Genomic DNA, 20,378 nt, shown 5'->3' with positions numbered 1-20,378 from the left:
TTTAGCTAATTTCGGTTTTGCATTAAAAATCAGCCCTGAATGCGTTTAATCATTGCCCGCTCTAATTTCTTTTCTTATTCCGAGACCTTTATCGAGGAACAAATCAACCAATTAGAACCCATTCATGTTCTTTACGAGGGCTGGCAACCGAGCCGATTAAAGGCGGGCGGATCTATCTATCCATTTCCATTTTCGATACTGGCGGTTAGAGGTGTTTTGCGTCGTGCGGCGCCCGCCATTTACCAAAAGATTTATACCCATTATCTTAGGCGCTTTTTACGCGTCCATAAAGTAGATGCTTTCTTAGCAAATTACGGACCTTTAGGTGCCAATATTTATGAAGCATGCGCGGCTGAGGGCATACCTTATTCAGTGGTTTTTTTAGGCTTCGATGCGGCTGAGAAAAAGACTTTGGAAACTTATGGCGCCCGCTATGCACTCAGTTTGCCGCGCGCAAAAGCCATTATCTGTGTGGCAGAATCTATGCGTGCAAACCTGGAAGCCATTGCGGGCCCTTTGCCTAATTTACACGTGATTCCCTGTGGAGTAGATGTGACAAGGTTTACCCCTGGAACTCTCCTTGAAGGATTTAATGTCATTTCGGTGGCTCGTTTTGCAGAAAAGAAAGGTTCCTTAAAAAGTATTCAAGCGTTTGAGATTTTATTACGGGATTTCCCCCATGCTCAATTACGTATGGTGGGTGATGGCCCCTTGTGGGAAGAAGCAAAGGAATATGTTTCCTCTCACGGGCTATCCGCTAACATCCATTTCTTAGGCGCGATGGGACAGTCCGATTATTTGCCTTTATTGCAGGAATCAAATGTATTTATTCAACATTCCGTCTTGACCCCTAGCGGGGATTCTGAGGGAACTCCCGTGGCCATTTTAGAGGCCTCCGCTTGTGGATTAGCCATTTGTTCTACCCGGCATGCAGGCATTCCTGATGCGGTCATCGAGGGGAAAACAGGACTTTTGGTAGACGAACACGATGTGGAGGGAATGGCTTCTACCCTGAAGGACTTTGCAAGAGATCTAGAAAAAACGCGCCTGATGGGTGTCGCGGCTCGCAAACACATGGAAGAGCAGTATGACGTGGTAAAGCTATCGGCGAAAATCAAAGGTCTTCTCGTATAAAGAATGCCCCGCAAAATCGTATTTTTGTAAATTACATTCAAAACAAGGCATGGGGATCGTCATTCGACAAAGTTTAAAGGGTTCAATCGTTACCTATTTGGGTACGGCGATCGGGACTTTCAACGTGATCTTCCTCTACAATAAGTTTCTTTCACAGGAGCAGGTCGGCTTAATTGCAGGAGCCCTGGTAAGTATTCCCCTTATTTTCGCTTCGTTTACCCAGCTAGGAATCCCGCATATTGCCGTACGTTTTTTTCCTCATTTTGATGATCCAGCGAATGGTCACAAGGGCTTTTTTACCTTTTTATTAATAGCCCCTTTATTCGGATTGAGTCTTTTTGTACTAGGCTATCTCGCACTAAAGCCGGTATTTTTCGAGATTTATAATACGAATTCCCCCTTATTACCGACCTATTTTTACTACATTATCCCGCTGACGGCTAGTTATCTATACATGAGCGTGCTCGAGGCCTTTGCCCGGGTGCATCTGCGCATTGTGGTGCCTGCAATCATTCGGGAGTTGTTTTTACGGATCTCAAATGGAGTATTAGTGATCGCATACGCCTTCGAATATCTGACATTTAATGAATTAATATTAGCGATTACCTTGTCGTATGTAGTGGCAGTGGCTGGCTTGTTAGCCTATATTAAACAATTGAAACGCTTTTATACGAAGGTCGATTTTTCATTTTTACGCACCCCCGTATTTAAGGAAATGCTTTCCTATGGTGGCTGGGTGATTTTAGCTGGCGCAAGTTTTACCTTGATTCAACATATTGAAAAAGTGATGTTGCCCGCCTACATGGGTGGCCTGGGAACGACGGCGATTTTTGATATTAATTCCCGGATGGCGATTATGATTTCGATTCCTAGGAATGTGATTGCAGCGATTGCAGCACCTATTTTAGCGCAGGCCTGGAACCGAAATGACCGCGAGAATATTCAGGATATTTACCAAAAATCTTCCCTCAACCTCCTGCTCATCGGCTGTGTACTCTTCTTGTTGATTTGGTGTAATTTGGACTTCATATACACCATTATCCCACGCCATGAAATCTACGAAGCAGGCCGCTGGGTGGTATTGATGGTAGGTCTAAGCAAGATCATCGACATGGGAACGGGCTTGAATTCTGAGGTATTAATCAACTCGAAATACTACCGCTACGACCTGATTTTCTACATTATTTTAGCCATCGGATTAGTCGTAGGAAACCTAATTCTTATCCCACTCTACTCTTATAACGGAGCAGCATTAGCCTCACTGCTTGCGTTAGCGGGTTATAATGCATTGAAATTCGGCTTCATCTGGTGGAAATTAGACCTGCAACCCTTTGATTTAAGATCACTCGGAATCCTGCTTGTCAGCGCTTTGATTTATTTGATAGTTTCTCAAATTCCAGTTATCGAAGCTAGTCCTGTTGTGGCCTGGTTTCTAAACGTAGGAATTCGCAGTTTGTCCATCGGTGGATTATTTATCCTCGCGGTCACGAAGTTCAAACTTTCTCCTGACATCAGCGAGCTAGTTATTAATTGGTTTAAGAAATGAAAATAATGTCACTGGCCGGTGGCCTGCCTCACTATTATAACCTGGTTCTGAACAAATTGCAACGCGATTATGGGGTAGAGGTTTGCGTGGTGGTGCCCACAGAAAAAGGGGCTACCTTGGGCGCTGGGGTCTATACTTCGGACAAAGGCATTGAATTCAAGGTTTTTCGTAGAGAGGAGTATACGACCTATTACGGTAAGAAGTTTTTCCGCGGGCTGAAGGAATTGATTTTGGCAGAAAAACCTGACGTATTAATGGTCAACTGGCCCTACCAAGCCTCTTTTGTTTTCTATCCAGGCTGGTACCGCTTTTTGAGACAAAACAAAGTGGCTCTTATTTCCAAAGAAATCCCCTTTCAAGTACCCCATTACGGAAATGCTATCTCCTACTATTTACAAGGAGGCGGTGTAACGGAAAACAACCAAGTCCACCAATCGAACCCAACCCTTCTCGCCCGTTTGAAATTCTTCATCGTGCGCGAAACCAGAAAGCGTTTTTCGAATTTAGTTGATGCGCATATCAATTATTTAGACGAAGCAGTAGCCTTGCATGGCAGCTATGGCGTTCCCGCTGAAAAGGTATTTATCACGGCGAATTCCCCAGATACAGACGCCTTATTAGCTACAGCAAACGAGTTAAAAGATATTTCAAGTAACCCTTTCCGGCTTTTGCATATTGGGCGTTTAGTCAAATGGAAGCAGGTGGATTTATTGATCGAGGCCGCCATTGCCTTGCGCGCGAAATTCCCACAAACGGAATTAATTATTGTAGGAGATGGCCCAGAACTGGAAACTTTGAAAGCGCAGGCTACAGGCCATGATTTCATCCAGTTTCATGGAGGTATTTATGATCCCAAAGAATTAGGAAAAATCACCTGCGAATCCGGAATCTACGTGCTGGCAGGTATGGGTGGATTGTCCATCAACGAGGCCATGTGTTTCTCGAAACCAGTCGTTTGTTCCGTCGCAGATGGTACCGAAAAACGCCTCGTGCGCGAGGGTTATAATGGACATTACTTCGAATCGGGTTCTTTAGAAAGTCTGCGAAACGTAATTGAGAAATTATTCGAACGTCCAGAAAATATTGCATTAATGGGTCAACGTTCGAGGGAGATTATTGAAAAGGAGATTAATATACATACGGTGCTGGGGAATTATATGGAGGCTTTTCGCGGAGCGACGAGGAGTCCTTTGGACTCCAAAGCACAAAGCACAAAGAATAAAGAATAAAGAGATTTTACGTTTCACGAATTCATCCCCGAAGGGGATTCCTACTTTGTGCTTTATGCTTTGTGCTCTATTCTTTATTAAGTTTCTTCGTAACTTTAAAGCTTAGAAATCTATTCAAATGAAAGTAATTCAAGTTGTGGGCGCACGCCCTAATTTCATGAAAGTAGCACCGCTACATCGGGCGATCCAAAAGTTAGCCGGTTGGACATCGAAGATAGTTCATACGGGTCAGCATTTTGACGCGAAAATGAGCGATGTATTTTTTACGCAACTCGAATTACCTGAACCGGATTTCTTCTTGGGGATTGGGGGCGGAAGCCATACAGAGGTAACGGCAAAGATAATGGTGGCATTTGAGAAAATCGTTGAGGCAGAGAAACCGGACTTGATAATTGTGGTGGGGGATGTTACTTCGACTTTGGCCTGCGCCTTAGTCGCTATTAAAATGGGCATCAAAGTGGCTCACGTGGAAGCCGGATTACGTAGCTTCGACCGTACGATGCCAGAAGAACTTAACCGTATTTTGACGGATAGTGTGGCGGATTATTTATTTGTAACAGAGGAAAGTGGGATGCAGCATTTGAAAAACGAAGGCGTAGCTGATGAACGCGTTTTCTTCGCTGGCAATGTGATGATTGACTCTTTAGTTCGCTACCAAGAGAAAGCAAAAACCACCACCATATTAGAGGACCTTGGACTTTCGACTAGCGACTACATCGTCATGACCATGCACCGCCCTGCGAACGTGGATACAAAAGAAGGACTTGAATCCATTCTTGAATTAATCGAATTAAGTAGCCAAGACACGAAAATCATTTTCCCCATCCACCCGAGAACGCGGGCGCACATGGAGAAATTTGGTTTAGCGAAGCGATTAGATCAGGCCAAAAACTTGATTATGACCGAGCCTTTAGGCTATTTAGAATTCATCCAATTGATGTCAAATGCGACGGCAATCTTAACAGATTCAGGCGGTATTCAAGAGGAAACGACGTATTTAGGAGTTCCTTGCTTGACCTTCCGTGATTCGACAGAAAGACCCATCACGGTAACATTAGGAACAAATCAATTATTATCGGATTTAGATCCAAAGAAAACCTATGCTGCCCTAGTTGAAATTTTGGCAGGCAACGTGAAGAAAGGAAGTATTCCTCCGCTTTGGGATGGAAAAGCAGCCGAGAGAATCGCTACACAACTAGCTGAAATCTTTGCTTAATGACTTTTAAGAAGCTACATATCGTCCTTCTCTCCTACCACGACAGCAATGGCGGGGCTGGGATTGCGGCGGGTCGCTTGAAAGTAGCTTTAGAAAATACCGGGCATCGGGTGGATTATATCGTTAGAGAAAAAGCGAGCACTTCGAACGCCATAAAGTTTGGAAATGGAATCGTTTCCTGGCTTAAATTCATCGCGGAACGCTTGTTTTTCCTTCGATATGAAAAGAATAAAGAGATTCGTTTCTTATTCAATCCGGGAGTTTTTGGGAGTGATATATCGAAGCATCCACTGATTCAAAAAGCAGATATCGTGCATATGCATTGGGTGAATTTTGGCTTTCTGTCTTTGAGCGACATTACGTCTCTGACTCGATTGAACAAACCTGTTTTTTGGACCCTGCACGATATGTGGGCCTTCACGGGTGGGTGTCACCACAGCGGAACTTGTGAGCATTTTCAACAGAGCTGCGGGAATTGCAAATTCCTAAAAAATCCGAATCCCAATGACCTTTCGCATCGGCTATGGGAAAAGAAGAAAAACGGATTTGCAGAGAAAAACCTTCATATTATCACGTGTAGCGACTGGTTAGGTGGCAGGGCGAAGCAGAGCAGCATTTTAGGTGGACATTCGATTAAGACCATTCCTAATGCAATTGACACAGAATTCTTCTCTCCAAATGCAGCTGATTTAGGATTGGATCCGAACAAAAAATACGTCTTATTCGTCGCTATGCGCATGAATGCCCCTGCTAAAGGTTTCCATTTATTGAAAGAGGCATTAGCTTATTTAGACCCTAAAACGACAGAATTACTTATCGTGGGAGGAGAACTGACGGAGGAGCTTCCGTTGAAATCGCATAGTTTTGGTCAGGTTTCAGACCCTGCTAAAATGCGCGACATCTATGCGGCGGCAGATGTATTTGTGACTCCTTCTTTGGAAGAAAATTTACCCAATACAATCATGGAGGCTATGGCCTGCGGAACATCCTGTGTTGGATTCCATGTGGGCGGTATTCCAGAGATGATTGAACATCATATAACTGGTTATGTGGCTCAGGCTTTTGACCCAGCTGATTTGGCAAAAGGCATCAACTGGTGTCTCGCATCAGAAATCGCTGGAACGAAATCCAGAGAACGCGCCCTACAATTATACGATCAAAAAACAGTTGCCCAGCAACACCTTGCCTATTATGCCCAAGCTTAGTATCATCACGATCACCTACCAGGCAGAGGCCTATATCGAACGCACGTTAAAAAGTGTCTTCGAACAAGGTTGTGCGGAGGAAATCGATTATATCGTGGTGGATGGGGCGTCGAAAGACCGTACTCTAGCGATTATTGAGGCAAATAAGATGCAGATAAATCAACTCATTTCTGAACGGGACAAGGGCATTTACGATGCGATGAATAAAGGAATGCAACTCGCAAAAGGGGAATATATCCTGTTTTTAAATGCGGGAGATGCCTTTGCGAGTTCGACAACTTTGAAAAACTTATTGAAAGAACTAAATGGAAATCCAGATGTCCTGTATGGAGAAGCGGTTTTCGTAAATAACGAAGGTCAGTCTTTAGGACTGCGTAGTGAAGTGACTCCACATCGTTTGCCTGATCAATTAAGCTGGAAAGATTTCAAATATGGCATGTTGGTTTGCCACCAAGCCTTCATTGCGAAGCGTAGCATTGCGCCACTTTTTGATTTACAATATAAACTGAGCTCCGATATTGATTGGGAGATTCAAGTATTGAAAAATAGTAGGCACGTGTTGAAATCCGCCGCCCCTATTTGTCATTATTTAATGGGGGGTGCGTCTGTTCAAAATCTGCAACAGTCATGGAAAGAACGGTATCAAGTTTTAAAATTGCATTTTGGACTATTGCCTAATTTGATCAACCATTTGATAATCCTAGCGAGAGGCCTAGTGTTTGCCCTGAAGAAGCAAGGCAAGTATTGGTAAATACCGTTATCTTTGTGGCTATGAGATTTCGCATCATCTGTTTTTTCCTAGCGATTGGTAGCTCAAGTTTTGGCCAAAAAATTCGATTCAATTCCAGCATAGGATCCTCCTTCATCTCCTGGCACGAGCAACAAATGACCGTTGATTTAGGTGCTCAAATTTCCTATCAGAAACCGACAAAAAACAGAAAATACTTTATCGCTCTTCGTTCTCTTGGGAATGTGGCGACTAGCGCCACTGATCGCAGCAAGTATACCACCCTTTTTGAATCTTCCGTACAGAGCCAACCCCTATTGGAATCGACGTTTCTAAATTCGAGCATGCGAGGCGGAGAAGCAGAGGCTGGTGTTGTATGGAATACCCATCCTTCAAAGAAGAATATCCACTTGACACCTGTTGTAAGCTTTTTTAGTCGTTCCATCGCGCGGAGAATAAGTTCCTCCAAAGGTGAATACTTAGAGGAAGAAAAATACAGATTACATGGATTGAGTGCAGGATTAGGAGTGGTTATACCCGGAAAAACTAGCTTAGGCGTGCAAGCCCAATTGATTCAACCCTTTTTTTCGGAAGCGTCCTTGTTTGGGCAATTAATAGGTGTTCCCGTTCAATCACTCTCCCAAGAGAAGACCCTAAATTACAGAGCTAAAGTGCAGGTTTCGAGAGGAAATTTTGGATTAGCCATACACGTCGATGTGGTCAACTTAGGTGCTGCTGTGAATCCGAATTCAAGATCAATTCTTGCTTCACAAGCTGTAATTCCATCCAGTTTATTCACCTATTTCTTCTAAGATGAGAAAATTACTTTTGTTGCTGTTCTGTTTCCCTGTTTTGGCACAAAAAGACACCACTCGTGTTTTAGAGGAAGTCAAAGTCTATGTATTCGAACAAAAGCGAAGCGCATTAAATACGCCGGATGCCTTCGTCAGAAGTGCTGATTTGCAGCGAATGAGTTCAACAAATTTCGTTGCTGCACTCAACACCATGGCAGGAGTCCGGATGGAAGAGCGTTCGCCTGGTAGTTACCGAATTGCGATCAGAGGGAGTTCGTTGCGTGCCCCTTTTGGAGTAAGAAATACCAAAGTCTACTGGAATCAAATTCCCTTCACCGATGCAGGTAACAATACCTATATTTCCCTGTTAGAACCTGCCTTGTATTCATCGCTAACCATCACAAAAGGGCCATCTGCCGGAATTTACGGCGCTGGAACTGGAGGAGTCCTCTTATTTGAAAGTGCGCCGCGTGGAAATTCCCTAAAAGCGGAGACTGTTTACCATACCCTAGGTGGAATCAGAACGGCGGTTGACTTATCCAGCGAAAACCACCGACTTTTCGCCTCCTTTAACCAGCAAGAGGGTTACCGAGCTCAATCCGACTTAAAGAAACAATGGATTTCCTATGAATTCCATCACAGCTTCGCAAAAGAATTAAATCTTGACCTGAGTGCTTATTATGTCGATTTAACCTATCAAACCCCGGGAGGATTAACCAAGGCGCAATTTCTTGCTAATCCAAGACAAGCTAGACCTGCAGCAGGTTTGTTTAAAAGTGCAGAACAGCAAGGCGCCACATTTAAGATAAAAAGTTCTGGACTTAGTGCGCGCGCCTCGCAGGTCATCAATAACCGATGGGCTTGGGATCTGAGTCAAGCTCTTCAGGTGAATAACATTGAAAATCCAACTATTCGGAATTACGAAATTCGACACGAACCCAATTTCTCCACTCGTGGGGTGCTTCACCGAAAAGGCAAATTACAAAGTGATCTCGGTTTTGAATACCAAGCGGGACAGCTGAATAGTTCTACCTATGGGAATTCCCTGGGAGTAAAGGGACCCCTTCAACTTACCCAAAACACGAACGTTCAGCAAGGAAGTCTTTTCTTGCAAAATGAATACGTGGGCCTCCCAAAATGGATTTTTACTTTCTCGGGTAGTTTAAATAGTTATTGGACGGAGTACATCGGAAATGAGGCCATCTTCTCACCTCGCTTTGCCATCCTGCGTAAATTAGGCGATCACCAGAGTATTGTTGCCAAAGTTGCTCACGGATTCTCCCCTCCCAGCATCAGTGAATTACGTCCCTCATCAGGAGAGATTAATCGTACATTAAAGGCTGAAAAAGGCTGGAATCACGAGATCACCTACCGAGGCAAATACCAAAAATTTAATTGGGATCTGAGTATTTATCAATTTAATCTGGACGAAACCATTGTGGTACGAAGAGCTGCGGATGGATCAGACTTTTTCACAAACGCAGGTTCCACCACTCAGCAAGGCTTAGAATTAAGTTCTACTTGGATGATCAGTCCGACCCTCTCATTAGAACAATCTCATACTTGGCAAAATTTTCGATTCTCGAATGGAAATTTCTTAACGGGAACAGCCCCCTACCAACAGGCGACGACCTTGTTTTGGCGACATCCCTCTGGTTTGAGTCTGATACAAAATTTCCAATTTATGGATTATCAATTTCTGAATGATGCGAATACGGAACAAATGGGCTCGTACCGACTTTGGAATACAAAAATCAGCTATGCCAAAAAAAGATGGACTTTTTGGGCTGCAGCAGATAACGTGGGAAATGAGCTCTTTTCTTTAGGGCCGGATTTAAACGCGGCAGGAGGCCGTTTTTACAACACTGCTCCTGGCCGAAATTACCATATAGGTCTGCAACTTAACCTAGCTTACTAGCGTTTAGCCGCTCCATTAATTCACCGATGTGAGAATCGCTAACCGCTATTTCGTAATTCCCAATTTTAATACGTTGCTGCTTTATGGATTCAATTTTCTGTAGATTCACAATAAACGATTTGTGAACCCGCATAAAACCATGAGGCATTATTTTAGCCTCGACACTTTTCATTGTCTGTTTCGTCAAAATGGGATAGCGCTCTCCTTCCACAAAAATCTTCACATAATCTTTCAATCCTTCCACGTGGGTCACACTAGGTACTGAAATTCGAACAAGCGAATACTCCACATTGACGAAAAAGAAATCTTCTAAAGGATTTTTCCCTACCACATTTTTACCTACAAAAATATGGTATGCCTTATTTGCACTTAGCGCAAAACGATCAAGACTTACCGGTTTCATCAGATAATCAACCGCATCTAGATTATAACTTTCTACCGCATAATTCGCATAGGCAGTAACAAAAATGACTAGCGGTTTGACGGCCAAAGAAGACAAAAACGACGTCCCCAATAAGCCCGGCATTTGAATATCCAAGAACACTAAATCAACCTGCTCCTTTTGCATCAATTCCATCGCCTCAAAAGCATTCGAACAGGAACCTACCAGATGTAAAAAAGGAATTTGCTTTACATTTTCCTCCATTAATTTACGGCCCATCACTTCGTCGTCCACGACAATGCAGTTCATTTTTACCATCTTATTTCAAAGTTAGGTTTAGTTCCACGGAAAAATTCACTTCATCCTCTACAATCGTTAACACGTGTTTTTTAGGGTATAATAATTCCAATCGACGTTTAACATTCTTCAACCCAATTCCAGAACTAGGGTCCTTAAATATTTGCTCCTCTTTCCCTTTTTTATTCTTTACTAGAAAATGCAATCCATGCTCTGTCGTCTCAAGAGTCACATAGATAAAGGGTTTATCGATTAAACCCACCCCATGTTTAACCGCATTTTCTACAAATGGGATTAATAACATGGGCTCAATCATATGCCCAGCACCATCCCCCTTTACTTGAAAATTAAAATCAACATTGCCGTCAAATCGCATTTTTTGGAGATCAATATAATTTTCCACATACGCTAATTCATTCGTTAAGGGTACCATTGTTTGGTCTGAATCATACAACATATAGCGCATTAAAGAGGATAAGCGCATTGTGACATCTTCCGCTTTTTCGGAGGCTTTAGTCCGTATCAAATAGACAATACTGTTCAGAATATTAAAGATAAAATGGGGACTAATTTGCGAGCGCAAAAAAGCTAATTCTGATTTCAATTGCTCATTTTTCTGTTCTTCCTTATTCGCATCTTGTTCTAAAAACTCTAACAACAAACCATAAGCAGAAGCAATGGCAGACACCATGATGAGCGGGAATACCCCCAAAATCTCTGGGGCTGTACCGTGCTCATGCTCAAATTCTAAAAAAGTATGGTGAAACAAAGTCTGCAACAAAAAGAATCCCACATTTGTCACAATTAAGGCCGCAAAAAACACCCAAATTCCTTTCTTCTTAAATACAAATGGAATCAACAACAGCGTTATCACATAAAACAATGGCATCACCGTAATCAACTCTACCCAAATATGTTCTGAAAATTCCGGATTATCGTGAGGATGCGGATGTGCGACTTCGTGAGTCTGATGGACAGGGCTTAATAAAGGTAAACCAATCCACATTCCCCAAAGAATCAGGTTAAACAACACCTGAAAGGTGCGCTTGGTTTTCCTATAATTAATTGCCTGCCACATATTTTACAAATCTAGATAAATAAGTGCAATCCACACTATGGCTTCATCGATAGAATTTGACCTTTAATCTCCGAATAATACCCTTCAATCAAAATAATTTTTAAAAAAGAATAAAATTGTATTTTCGTAAAAAATTGAGCCTATGAAAAATTCAATCCTCCTAATAGCCCTACTATTTATTGCATTTACATCCTAAAGTCAAGAGTCGGTAGTAAAAGTCAAAAAAGACACATCCACTCAGATGAAGACTCTTTTCAAACTTAAAAAGCTTAACTCATTCGGACTATCCCTTCAATCCCAAACCCTCTTGGGCAAGGGCGGACCAGAACGAGGATTGACTTTCCAGGTGCACCTAAATAATAAGTTCTCCATTGGACTTACCTCCTTCCATTCTTATCCACGCAAAGATGACCCAAATGGCTATGCGCCTGAACCTCGTAGACGATTCAACGCATTCACCCTAGAGGCAACACCTGTGGCAAACAAAGTTTTCCATTTGAGCTTCCCTGTTTCCATCGGACGTATACAAGAAGATTTTTCCGCAAATATGTACCCTCAACCGCTTTATTCCAGCTACATAATGCCAGAACCCATTTGGCACGATCGCTTTGAATATGGTCCAAAAGCACTAGGTATCCAACCTGGAATCAACCTAGAAGTAAATCTTTTCAAGTATATCAAGGCTTTTGGCGGAATGAATTACCGCTTTGCAGTAGGAGAAGAAAAAACTCCTGGTATGTCGAGAGGTGCTGGAACGCTGGGGGTGAAGGTGGGGGTTTTTGACAAACGCATTCGCGGAAAATAGATTAAAGATAAGAGAGTAGAGAGTATAGATTTAAAGCATAGAGCAAAAAGAATAAAGCATAGAGTTGGAATTAAAAAAGGGAACCTTTCGGGTTCCCTTTTTTAATGAATTCGTGAAATACATTTCACATAAGTTTCCGCGAAGCGGATTCCAACTTTATTCTTTGTGCTTTATGCTTTATTCTTTTAAACTAGAAATTCCTCTCCCCTGCTTCACGCTTCCCTAACAACACCGCACCCACCATCGCCACAAAGAACAAGATAGATACTAGCTCAAATGGCAATAGGTACTCAGAATACAAAACTTTACCTAGGTTCTCCACCATACCCGTTTGGGAAATAAATCCTTCTGATCGTGGTGGTACCATATTGTTTTGACGCACTAAAGCAATTAAAACCACTAAAAGAGAACCTGCGACTACAGAGCCAGCCAGCTTTGTTAGGTTGGATTTTGATTCCGGTTGGTTCTTTCGCAAATCAAACATCATGATCACGAATAGGAATAGAACCATGATGGCACCAGCGTAAACGATGATATTTACGGCCATCAAGAATTGTGCATTCAATAAGACGTAGTGCCCTGAGATGCAGAAAAAGGTAAAGACTAGGTATAAAACCGAGTGAATAGGGTTCTTTGCTAAAACGACCATTAGGGCGCTTAATAACGTTAAACCTGAAAGAAAATACCAAATATTAGAAATCTCCATAAGAATTTATTTCCAGCCCTCACGCAAGTAGCGTTGGTCCATTTTTTCAACTAATTTATCTTTCCCGTAAATCACCTCATCGCGGCTATTGAATACAGGGACCATTTGATCGTGACGTAAGAAGATTGCCTCTTTAGGACAAGCCTCCTCGCAAAGACCGCAGAAGATGCAACGTAACATGTTGATTTCGTATACTTTGGCATACTTCTCTTCTCTGTACAATTTCTCTTCCCCCTTCTTGCGCTCCTCAGCGACCATCGAAATAGCCTCCGCAGGACAGGCTACGGCACAAAGACCGCAAGCCGTACAACGTTCCGCACCTTGCTCATCTTTCTTCAAAATGTGTTGACCACGGTAAATCGGACCCAAATAACGCGTTTGCTCAGGATAACGAATCGTCACAGGCTTCGAGAAAAAGTGCTTCAACGTCGTCGCCATACCCCCTACAATCGCAGGAAGATACATACGCTCTGCTAAAGTCATTTCGCCTTGCTCTACTACCTTCGTTCTATTACTTAATTTCATATCGCTATGCTATTTTTTTCTTCACAAATAATTGATCGTACACCACGATTCCCGCGATAAATACGACTACTCCACCGATTCCAATCAGAATCTGTTGGTCTAGTAAAACCCCTAATCCGGTTACTACGATGTTAAACATGGCTAATGGAATTAAGCCTGACCAGCCTAAGCCCATTAATTGATCATAGCGGAAACGAGGTAATGTCCAGCGCACCCACATAAAGATGAAGACGAAAGCCAAAGCCTTTCCAATCAATGCACCTGCTCCAATCAACGTCGCTGCCGTAGCACCTAATTGTTCTGTCACAAAACCAATACCTGGATAATCATAACCACCAAAATAAAGGGTCGCCATCACGGCTCCAGAAATGAACATATTGATGTATTCGGCGAACAGATAGAAGCCTAATTTCATCGAAGAGTATTCTGTGTGGTATCCACCGATTAATTCCGTCTCACACTCAGGCAAGTCAAAAGGAGTACGATTACACTCGGCAAACGCACAAATCAAGAAGATGATGAAGCCCATCGGTTGGTACAAGATGTTCCAGTGACCGTTTTGTTGAGCCTCCACAATTGCTTTGGTAGAAAGAGAACCAGTCATCATCAAAATCGCGATGATTGAAAGACCCATGGCAAGCTCGTAAGAGATGTTTTGGGAAGCCGCACGAATCGCGCCTAATAAAGAATACTTGTTATTAGATGCCCAACCACCAATTAGGATACCGTAAACACCTAAAGAAACGATACCAAACACCCATAAAATACCAATATTCACATCGATACCTTGTAAGTCAAATGTCACATCACCCATCGTGATGGTATCCCCAAAAGGAACCACCGCCGAGGTCATTAACGCCGTCAACATCGACAAACATGGGCCCATAATGAACAACCATTTGTTCGAGTTAGCTGGAATAAAATCTTCCTTCATGAACATCTTTACCGCATCCGCTAAGGGTTGTAAAATCCCAAAAGGACCAGCGCGATCCGGACCAATACGGTCTTGCATGAAAGCCGCGATCTTACGCTCGAAATACGTTGAATAAGCTGCTACCCCTAAGGTGATCAAGAAGATGACCCCGATGAAAGACGCTTTGGCAAAAAATACTGAATTAAATAAGTCCATCTATTTCTTTTTAGATTTAGGTAAAGCAGGTTGAATGCCTAAAAAACTACGGTCACGATCGTCATTGATTTGCTTGTAATCGCGCGCCGCCTGTAACACTGGGAACGCTGGCTTAATCAAATTCGCACCATATTTATTCGCTGAAATCACTGAATGACGAGACACATTTGTCGGTCCTTCGATCACCCAATCAGCCGTCTTTTTCTTATCAAAACGACATCCATTGCAAATAAAATCCGTTACCTCGCCCCACATATTCTTGCGACCCGTCACGCGAATCACTTCCTCTCCTTTGTACCAGATCGTTGCCTTTCCAGAACATTTGCTACACTCGCAATGTGCATCTACTGGCTTCGAGAACCATACACGGCTCTTGAAACGGTAGGTTTTATCGGTTAAAGCGCCCACTGGACACACATCAATCACGTTACCAGAGAAGTCGTTATCAATCGCTTTCTCAATATAGGTACTGATTTCTGCATGATCTCCGCGGTTCATGACTCCATGAACACGGCCATCTGTGATTTGATCCGCCGTATACACACAACGGTAGCACAAGATGCAACGGTTCATGTGTAACTGGATGTTCGGACCTAAATCAGTCGGTTCGAACGTATTGCGTTCCTCTACCGTACGAGTTGATGATACACCGTGCTCGAACGAGAAGTCTTGCAGGTGACACTCTCCCGCTTGATCACACACGGGGCAATCTAATGGGTGATTTAATAACAAGAATTCTACGATGCCTTTGCGTGTTTCTAACACGTCTTCGTTCACCGTATTTTCTACGATCATCCCGTCTTGAACGGCTGTAATGCAGGCTGGAACTAATTTAGGCATCGGGCGAGGGTCTTTCTCAGATCCCGCTGTCACCTTCACTAAACAAGCACGGCATTTTCCACCTGAACCCTTCAAAGGCTCATAATAGCACATAGCTGGCGGAGCAACCTCAGGCCCGATCATGCGAGCTGCCTGCATGATAGTGGTTCCTGGTTCTACCTCAAGGGTGATATTATCTATCGTAACTTTCATATTCGTTAATTTCTGCCAAATTATTTAGTCCAACTAGCCCCCTTGCGCATAAATACTGCGCCTGGTTTTGTCGCTAATTCTGGGTGTTCAATATGCCATTCGAATTCATCGCGGAAATGGCGAATCGCCGCAGCCACTGGCCAAGCCGCCGCATCCCCTAATGGACAAATCGTATTTCCTTCAATTTTTTTCGCTACATCGACTAACAAATCGATGTCCTCTATTCGGCCTTGCCCGTGCTCGATGCGGTTAATTACTTTGTCCATCCAACCCGTTCCTTCCCGGCAAGGGGAACATTGTCCACATGACTCGTGGTGGTAGAACTTCGCAAATGTCAAGGTATTATGCACTATGCAAGCTGTCTCGTCCATCACCACAAAACCACCAGAACCTAACATCGTACCGGAGACAAAGCCTCCATCCGATAAAGATTCATAGGTCATTAAACGTTTCTCTCCTGCCGCCGTCGTTAAGATTAACTCCGCTGGCAAGATAGGCACAGACGAACCACCGGCTACGACTGCTTTTAATTTATGTCCATCGCGAATACCACCGCACCACTCATCTGAATAGATAAAGTCTTCTACGGTAATACCTAATGGAATTTCATAAACACCTGGTTTCTTGATATGACCTGATGCCGAAATCAATTTTGTTCCTGTACTACGTCCTACACCGATCGCCGCATACGCATCGCCACCGTTGTTCACGATCCACGAAGTGGCTGCGATAGATTCAACGTTATTCACCACCGTAGGGCATTGCCACAATCCTTTCACCGCTGGGAAAGGTGGCTTATTACGTGGATTCCCTCTTTTTCCCTCTAAAGATTCTAACAAGGCTGTTTCCTCTCCGCAGATATAGGCTCCACCACCAGGCTGAACAAATAGGTCTAAATCATAACCAGAACCTAAAATGTTCTTACCTAATAATCCTTTATCGTAAGCCTCTTGAATCGCCTTTTCTAAAATAGCAATCACATACATTAACTCCCCACGTACATAGATGTACGAGGTATTTGCTCCTAGGGCAAACGAAGAAACGATCATCCCTTCGATTAAGGTATGCGGTGATTTCCACATCAAATAGTGGTCCTTGAACGTACCAGGCTCTGATTCGTCTGCATTACACACTAAATAACGAGGTACACCCTCTGGTTTAGCTAAGAATGACCACTTCATGCCCATTGGGAAACCTGCGCCCCCACGACCACGAAGACCTGATTTTTTCACCTCTTCAGTTACTTCATCAGGAGTCATTTTCTTTAACGCTTTTTTGACCGCTGCATACCCTCCATGTTTCATGAACACATCGATAGTATCGATGTTAGGTACGTCTATATGTTCGGTTAATATCTTCATCCTAGGCCTTATTTGCTCAATTCATCAATGATTTCATCCACCTTTTCGTTCGTTAGGTGCATGTAGTATTTTTCGCGGATTTGGAATACAGGACCCCAACCACAAGCGGCTAAACATTCTACTTCTTTAATAGTAAACTTGCCATCCTTCGTCGTTTCGCCTGTTTTAATTTTCAAACGCTTCTTCAAATGATCGTATACTTCCACGCCACCCATTAAGCAACAAGGACCCGTACGGCAATACTCGATCACGTGCTCACCTACCGGCTCCAAATGGAACATCGTGTAGAATGAAGCTACCTCGTACACCTCGATGGGGCTGATGTCCATCAGGGTTGCCACATAGTCCATCACCTCTGGCGAGCACCACTTCCACTGTGCTTGCGCTAAGTGAAGAATCGGTAAAATAGCCGACTTTTGCTTTCCTTCCGGATAGCGGGTGATAATTTTTTTCACTAATTCCAGCGTTTCTGCTGGGAAAACAATCTTGCTCATGTCTTAAGTATCTAACTCTCCTGCAATTACGTTCATCGATGACATCGTTACGATCGCATCTGAAAGGGTGGTTCCCTTGATCATCTCTGGGAAAGCCTGGTAATATATAAATCCGGGACGACGGAATTTCAAACGGTACGGTGTACGACCTCCGTCAGAAACCAAGTGGAAACCTAATTCCCCGTTTCCGCCCTCTACGGAATGATAAACCTCTCCTACCGGTGCATCGATCTCTCCCATCACAATTTTGAAGTGGTAGATCAAAGCCTCCATGTTGTGGTAGACGTCTTGTTTATCGGGTAAATAATAATGCGGTGCATCTGCGTGGTATGGCCCTTCAGGAAGGTTATCCATCGCTTGTTGGATGATGCGCAAACTTTGCCACATCTCCTCTTCACGGACTAAGAAACGATCGTAGGTATCGCCCTTTGTTCCTACTGGCACATCGAATTCGAAATCTTCGTAAGATGAATAGGGATTCAATGAACGTACATCGTAATCTACACCCGCTGCACGTAAGTTCGGACCTGTAAATCCGTAGTTCAATGCACGTTCAGCTGAAATTCCTCCTACGTTTTGGGTACGGTCCATAAAAATACGGTTACGCATTACCAAACCTTCGAATTCCTTCAAGGCCGCTGGAAGTTCTTTTAATAATTTTTGGATTTTTTCGATCGCTACAGGCGTGAAATCACGCTCCATACCACCAAAACGACCCATATTCGTAGTAAGACGTGCACCGCACATCTCTTCGTAAATCTCGTAGATGAACTCCCTCCATTGGTAGACATACAAGAAACCGGTTAAAGCTCCGGTATCTACCGCTAGAATGGAATTACACACAATGTGGTCCGTTAAACGAGCAAGCTCCATCATGATCACACGCATGTATTGCGCACGCTTGGGAACTTCTATACCTAACAATTTTTCTACCGTCATGTGCCAGCCCATATTGTTAATAGGAGCGGAACAATAGTTCATGCGGTCTGTTAAAGTGGTGATTTGGTAGAAAGGACGACGTTCTGCAATCTTTTCAAAAGCGCGGTGAATGTATCCTACTGTTTGCTCCGCATCTACGATCGTTTCGCCGTCCATCGTTAAGATGTTTTGGAAGATACCGTGCGTCGCGGGGTGCGTAGGACCTAAGTTTAACGTAGACAATTCATTCACATAAGGTCCCCCTTTTTGTGTTTTATCTAATCCTACATTAGGGCTGTTTACTAAAGCTATTTCAGACATGTCTTTTTATTATCGTCCAAACAATTCATCAATCTTATCGTGACGCGTCGCATCCTCTAAGGGATATTCTTTACGCATCGGGTGGTAATCCATCTCGTCCATATTCAGGATGCGGGTCAAATTAGGATGACCGTCAAAGATGATACCATAAAAATCAAACGCCTCGCGCTCCATCCAGTTAGCTGTAGCAAAAAGGCCGGTGATAGTCGGGAAATTAGGCGCTTCGATAGGTGCATAGGCCTTAATCCAAAGACGCACGTTGTTTTCCAAAGAGTGCAAGTGGTAAATCACTCCTAGTTCTTGACCTTTAGCATCCGGAAAATGTATCCCAGCCAAATCTGTCAAAAATTGAAACTTAAACACCGGGTGAGCATACAAAAAATGGATCATCGGAACGATATTCTCTACTTCCGTGGTCACCTGCAAAATGCCGTGTGACTCCCCTATTCCATAAACTCCCTCCTCGCCAAACTGCGCTAGAAGCGCTTCGATTATCTTATCGTTCATAGTTATTCGATTCCGTAAGAAGCTAATAAAGCCTTGTATTCTGGTTCGTTACGTCTGCGTGTTGTTTCCTTTTTCGCTAATTCTTGGATCTGCATAAAGCCATCCAAAATTTGCTCCGGACGTGGCGGGCAACCCGGCACATAAACGTCCACCGGAATAATGCGGTCGATGCCTTGAAGCACGGAATAGGTATCAAAAATACCCCCAGAGCAAGCACAAGCGCCTACAGACAATACCCAACGAGGCTCAGCCATTTGTAGATATACTTGCTTCACTACCGGCGCCATCTTCTTAGAGATTGTCCCCATTACCATCAAAACGTCTGCTTGACGGGCGGAAAAACTTAAACGTTCTGCACCAAAACGACCAATATCATAATGAGATGCCATCGTCGACATAAACTCAATACCACAACAAGAGGTGGCGAAAGGTAATGGCCAAAGCGAGTTAGCCCGAGCTAAACCCACTAAATTATCTAATGACGTAGCGAAAAAACCTGCTCCCTCGATTCCAGGAGGCGCTTCTGCAACACTTATAGTTGAATTACTCATATTTTTTTATCTGATGATTGATAAACAAAGGCAAAGCCTGATTGTTTACTTCTCCCACTTTAAAATTCCTTTTTTCAATACGTATAAGAAGCCTACTAGAAGCAAGCCCATGAATACTAACATTTCATAAAATCCATTCCAAGACAATTCTTTGAAATTAACCGCCCATGGGTACATGAAGACGATTTCTATATCGAATAGTACAAAAAGAATGGCCACTAAAAAATACTTAACTGAGATAGGGGTACGGGCATCGCCGATTGATTCGATACCACATTCGAAAGTATCATCTTTCGCTTTAGAATGTCTCTTAGGACCTAATGCGTGAGTGGCTAACATCGTAGCAACGATAAATGCCAAAGCAGCTGCTAGCTGAACAAAAATAGGAAGAAAATCCTGTGGTTGATAGTTCATTACGAAGGCTTAAAATTCAAGCCGCAATTTACAGCTAAAAATCCAAATCCGAGAGAAAAATTCAGAAAAGGATAGAATTATTTCAGAAA

The 20,378-nt window shown here is 43.2% G+C and carries 21 protein-coding genes; 9 read left to right on the top strand and 12 right to left on the bottom strand.

The window, feature by feature from the left end:
* The first annotated feature begins 39 nt into the window (after window positions 1-39).
* The 8 genes from ACILP5_RS02465 (at window position 40) to ACILP5_RS02430 (ending at window position 9,769) form a co-directional block, all read left to right on the top strand.
* Window positions 40-1,134 carry a glycosyltransferase gene (locus tag ACILP5_RS02465; protein ID WP_395617068.1) on the top strand — a complete coding sequence of 365 codons (1,095 nt, stop codon included), beginning with the start codon at window positions 40-42 and terminating at the stop codon, window positions 1,132-1,134.
* A 49-nt stretch (window positions 1,135-1,183) separates the two neighbouring features.
* The gene (locus ACILP5_RS02460) at window positions 1,184-2,680 is read left to right on the top strand and encodes a lipopolysaccharide biosynthesis protein (RefSeq protein ID WP_395617067.1); all 1,497 of its coding nucleotides are present in this window, start codon (window positions 1,184-1,186) and stop codon (window positions 2,678-2,680) included.
* Window positions 2,677-3,909: a glycosyltransferase family 4 protein gene (locus ACILP5_RS02455; protein ID WP_395617066.1), complete on the top strand. Its 1,233-nt coding sequence runs from the start codon at window positions 2,677-2,679 to the stop codon at window positions 3,907-3,909. Before ACILP5_RS02460 ends, ACILP5_RS02455 begins: the two co-directional genes overlap by 4 nt.
* A 118-nt stretch (window positions 3,910-4,027) precedes the next feature.
* Window positions 4,028-5,125, top strand: coding sequence for a non-hydrolyzing UDP-N-acetylglucosamine 2-epimerase (gene wecB / locus ACILP5_RS02450; RefSeq protein ID WP_395617065.1), 1,098 nt, complete (start codon window positions 4,028-4,030; stop codon window positions 5,123-5,125).
* Window positions 5,125-6,330: a glycosyltransferase gene (locus ACILP5_RS02445; RefSeq protein WP_395617064.1), complete on the top strand. Its 1,206-nt coding sequence runs from the start codon at window positions 5,125-5,127 to the stop codon at window positions 6,328-6,330. Before wecB ends, ACILP5_RS02445 begins: the two co-directional genes overlap by 1 nt.
* The gene (locus ACILP5_RS02440; RefSeq protein ID WP_395617063.1) at window positions 6,317-7,081 is read left to right on the top strand and encodes a glycosyltransferase family 2 protein; all 765 of its coding nucleotides are present in this window, start codon (window positions 6,317-6,319) and stop codon (window positions 7,079-7,081) included. The genes ACILP5_RS02445 and ACILP5_RS02440 overlap by 14 nt, the downstream gene beginning before the upstream one ends.
* 20 nt (window positions 7,082-7,101) lie before the next feature.
* The gene (locus ACILP5_RS02435; RefSeq protein ID WP_395617062.1) at window positions 7,102-7,869 is read left to right on the top strand and encodes a hypothetical protein; all 768 of its coding nucleotides are present in this window, start codon (window positions 7,102-7,104) and stop codon (window positions 7,867-7,869) included.
* 1 nt (window position 7,870) lies between these two features.
* Window positions 7,871-9,769 carry a TonB-dependent receptor gene (locus ACILP5_RS02430; protein WP_395617061.1) on the top strand — a complete coding sequence of 633 codons (1,899 nt, stop codon included), beginning with the start codon at window positions 7,871-7,873 and terminating at the stop codon, window positions 9,767-9,769.
* On the opposite strand, the gene ACILP5_RS02425 is transcribed toward ACILP5_RS02430, so the two are convergent.
* On the bottom strand, window positions 9,753-10,460 hold the full coding sequence (locus tag ACILP5_RS02425; RefSeq protein ID WP_395617060.1) for a LytR/AlgR family response regulator transcription factor: 708 nt from the start codon (window positions 10,458-10,460) through the stop codon (window positions 9,753-9,755). The two genes, ACILP5_RS02430 and ACILP5_RS02425, sit on opposite strands and share 17 nt — an antisense overlap.
* Before the next feature lie 10 nt (window positions 10,461-10,470).
* Window positions 10,471-11,526, bottom strand: a complete 1,056-nt coding sequence (locus ACILP5_RS02420) for a sensor histidine kinase (protein WP_395617059.1) — start codon at window positions 11,524-11,526, stop codon at window positions 10,471-10,473.
* A 241-nt stretch (window positions 11,527-11,767) separates the two neighbouring features.
* Between ACILP5_RS02420 and ACILP5_RS02415 the strand changes: the two genes are divergently transcribed.
* The gene (locus ACILP5_RS02415; protein WP_395617058.1) at window positions 11,768-12,331 is read left to right on the top strand and encodes a hypothetical protein; all 564 of its coding nucleotides are present in this window, start codon (window positions 11,768-11,770) and stop codon (window positions 12,329-12,331) included.
* A gap of 190 nt (window positions 12,332-12,521) precedes the next feature.
* On the opposite strand, the gene ACILP5_RS02410 is transcribed toward ACILP5_RS02415, so the two are convergent.
* From ACILP5_RS02410 to ACILP5_RS02365, 10 genes are read right to left on the bottom strand one after another with little or no spacing between them, the layout of a single operon-like run.
* The gene (locus tag ACILP5_RS02410; protein WP_395617057.1) at window positions 12,522-13,037 is read right to left on the bottom strand and encodes an NADH-quinone oxidoreductase subunit J; all 516 of its coding nucleotides are present in this window, start codon (window positions 13,035-13,037) and stop codon (window positions 12,522-12,524) included.
* Window positions 13,038-13,043: 6 nt separating this feature from the next.
* Window positions 13,044-13,562 carry a NuoI/complex I 23 kDa subunit family protein gene (locus ACILP5_RS02405; protein WP_395617056.1) on the bottom strand — a complete coding sequence of 173 codons (519 nt, stop codon included), beginning with the start codon at window positions 13,560-13,562 and terminating at the stop codon, window positions 13,044-13,046.
* A 4-nt stretch (window positions 13,563-13,566) separates the two neighbouring features.
* Window positions 13,567-14,691 carry an NADH-quinone oxidoreductase subunit NuoH gene (nuoH, locus tag ACILP5_RS02400; RefSeq protein ID WP_395617055.1) on the bottom strand — a complete coding sequence of 375 codons (1,125 nt, stop codon included), beginning with the start codon at window positions 14,689-14,691 and terminating at the stop codon, window positions 13,567-13,569.
* Window positions 14,692-15,723, bottom strand: a complete 1,032-nt coding sequence (locus ACILP5_RS02395; RefSeq protein WP_395617054.1) for a 2Fe-2S iron-sulfur cluster-binding protein — start codon at window positions 15,721-15,723, stop codon at window positions 14,692-14,694. It lies immediately after the preceding gene.
* Between the two features lie 20 nt (window positions 15,724-15,743).
* Window positions 15,744-17,084, bottom strand: coding sequence for an NADH-quinone oxidoreductase subunit NuoF (gene nuoF, locus ACILP5_RS02390; protein ID WP_395617053.1), 1,341 nt, complete (start codon window positions 17,082-17,084; stop codon window positions 15,744-15,746).
* Between the two features lie 8 nt (window positions 17,085-17,092).
* A complete protein-coding gene (nuoE, locus tag ACILP5_RS02385) occupies window positions 17,093-17,578 on the bottom strand; it encodes an NADH-quinone oxidoreductase subunit NuoE (RefSeq protein ID WP_395617052.1) in 486 nt (161 codons plus the stop codon).
* 3 nt (window positions 17,579-17,581) lie between these two features.
* The gene (locus tag ACILP5_RS02380) at window positions 17,582-18,817 is read right to left on the bottom strand and encodes an NADH-quinone oxidoreductase subunit D (protein WP_395617051.1); all 1,236 of its coding nucleotides are present in this window, start codon (window positions 18,815-18,817) and stop codon (window positions 17,582-17,584) included.
* A gap of 9 nt (window positions 18,818-18,826) precedes the next feature.
* A complete protein-coding gene (locus ACILP5_RS02375; RefSeq protein ID WP_395617087.1) occupies window positions 18,827-19,330 on the bottom strand; it encodes an NADH-quinone oxidoreductase subunit C in 504 nt (167 codons plus the stop codon).
* The gene (locus ACILP5_RS02370; RefSeq protein ID WP_395617050.1) at window positions 19,327-19,875 is read right to left on the bottom strand and encodes an NADH-quinone oxidoreductase subunit B; all 549 of its coding nucleotides are present in this window, start codon (window positions 19,873-19,875) and stop codon (window positions 19,327-19,329) included. Before ACILP5_RS02370 ends, ACILP5_RS02375 begins: the two co-directional genes overlap by 4 nt.
* A gap of 45 nt (window positions 19,876-19,920) precedes the next feature.
* Window positions 19,921-20,289, bottom strand: a complete 369-nt coding sequence (locus ACILP5_RS02365) for an NADH-quinone oxidoreductase subunit A (protein WP_395617049.1) — start codon at window positions 20,287-20,289, stop codon at window positions 19,921-19,923.
* Window positions 20,290-20,378 lie beyond the last annotated feature (89 nt).

The organism is Aquirufa sp. (assembly GCF_044239315.1).
In the GTDB taxonomy this organism is placed as follows: Bacteria; Bacteroidota; Bacteroidia; order Cytophagales; family Spirosomataceae; genus Aquirufa.
Note: the sequence above shows the minus strand (reverse complement) of the source record. Positions and strands in the feature narration are given on the sequence as shown.

Bases quoted from the DNA above. Each gene is read 5' to 3' on its own strand.
- ACILP5_RS02465 (WP_395617068.1), top strand. From the start codon at position 40: ATGCGTTTAATCATTGCCCGCTCTAATTTCTTTTCTTATTCCGAGACC.
- ACILP5_RS02460 (WP_395617067.1), top strand. From the start codon at position 1,184: ATGGGGATCGTCATTCGACAAAGTTTAAAGGGTTCAATCGTTACCTAT.
- ACILP5_RS02455 (WP_395617066.1), top strand. From the start codon at position 2,677: ATGAAAATAATGTCACTGGCCGGTGGCCTGCCTCACTATTATAACCTG.
- wecB (WP_395617065.1), top strand. From the start codon at position 4,028: ATGAAAGTAATTCAAGTTGTGGGCGCACGCCCTAATTTCATGAAAGTA.
- ACILP5_RS02445 (WP_395617064.1), top strand. From the start codon at position 5,125: ATGACTTTTAAGAAGCTACATATCGTCCTTCTCTCCTACCACGACAGC.
- ACILP5_RS02440 (WP_395617063.1), top strand. From the start codon at position 6,317: ATGCCCAAGCTTAGTATCATCACGATCACCTACCAGGCAGAGGCCTAT.
- ACILP5_RS02435 (WP_395617062.1), top strand. From the start codon at position 7,102: ATGAGATTTCGCATCATCTGTTTTTTCCTAGCGATTGGTAGCTCAAGT.
- ACILP5_RS02430 (WP_395617061.1), top strand. From the start codon at position 7,871: ATGAGAAAATTACTTTTGTTGCTGTTCTGTTTCCCTGTTTTGGCACAA.
- ACILP5_RS02425 (WP_395617060.1), bottom strand. From the start codon at position 10,460: ATGAACTGCATTGTCGTGGACGACGAAGTGATGGGCCGTAAATTAATG.
- ACILP5_RS02420 (WP_395617059.1), bottom strand. From the start codon at position 11,526: ATGTGGCAGGCAATTAATTATAGGAAAACCAAGCGCACCTTTCAGGTG.
- ACILP5_RS02415 (WP_395617058.1), top strand. From the start codon at position 11,768: ATGAAGACTCTTTTCAAACTTAAAAAGCTTAACTCATTCGGACTATCC.
- ACILP5_RS02410 (WP_395617057.1), bottom strand. From the start codon at position 13,037: ATGGAGATTTCTAATATTTGGTATTTTCTTTCAGGTTTAACGTTATTA.
- ACILP5_RS02405 (WP_395617056.1), bottom strand. From the start codon at position 13,562: ATGAAATTAAGTAATAGAACGAAGGTAGTAGAGCAAGGCGAAATGACT.
- nuoH (WP_395617055.1), bottom strand. From the start codon at position 14,691: ATGGACTTATTTAATTCAGTATTTTTTGCCAAAGCGTCTTTCATCGGG.
- ACILP5_RS02395 (WP_395617054.1), bottom strand. From the start codon at position 15,723: ATGAAAGTTACGATAGATAATATCACCCTTGAGGTAGAACCAGGAACC.
- nuoF (WP_395617053.1), bottom strand. From the start codon at position 17,084: ATGAAGATATTAACCGAACATATAGACGTACCTAACATCGATACTATC.
- nuoE (WP_395617052.1), bottom strand. From the start codon at position 17,578: ATGAGCAAGATTGTTTTCCCAGCAGAAACGCTGGAATTAGTGAAAAAA.
- ACILP5_RS02380 (WP_395617051.1), bottom strand. From the start codon at position 18,817: ATGTCTGAAATAGCTTTAGTAAACAGCCCTAATGTAGGATTAGATAAA.
- ACILP5_RS02370 (WP_395617050.1), bottom strand. From the start codon at position 19,875: ATGAGTAATTCAACTATAAGTGTTGCAGAAGCGCCTCCTGGAATCGAG.
- ACILP5_RS02365 (WP_395617049.1), bottom strand. From the start codon at position 20,289: ATGAACTATCAACCACAGGATTTTCTTCCTATTTTTGTTCAGCTAGCA.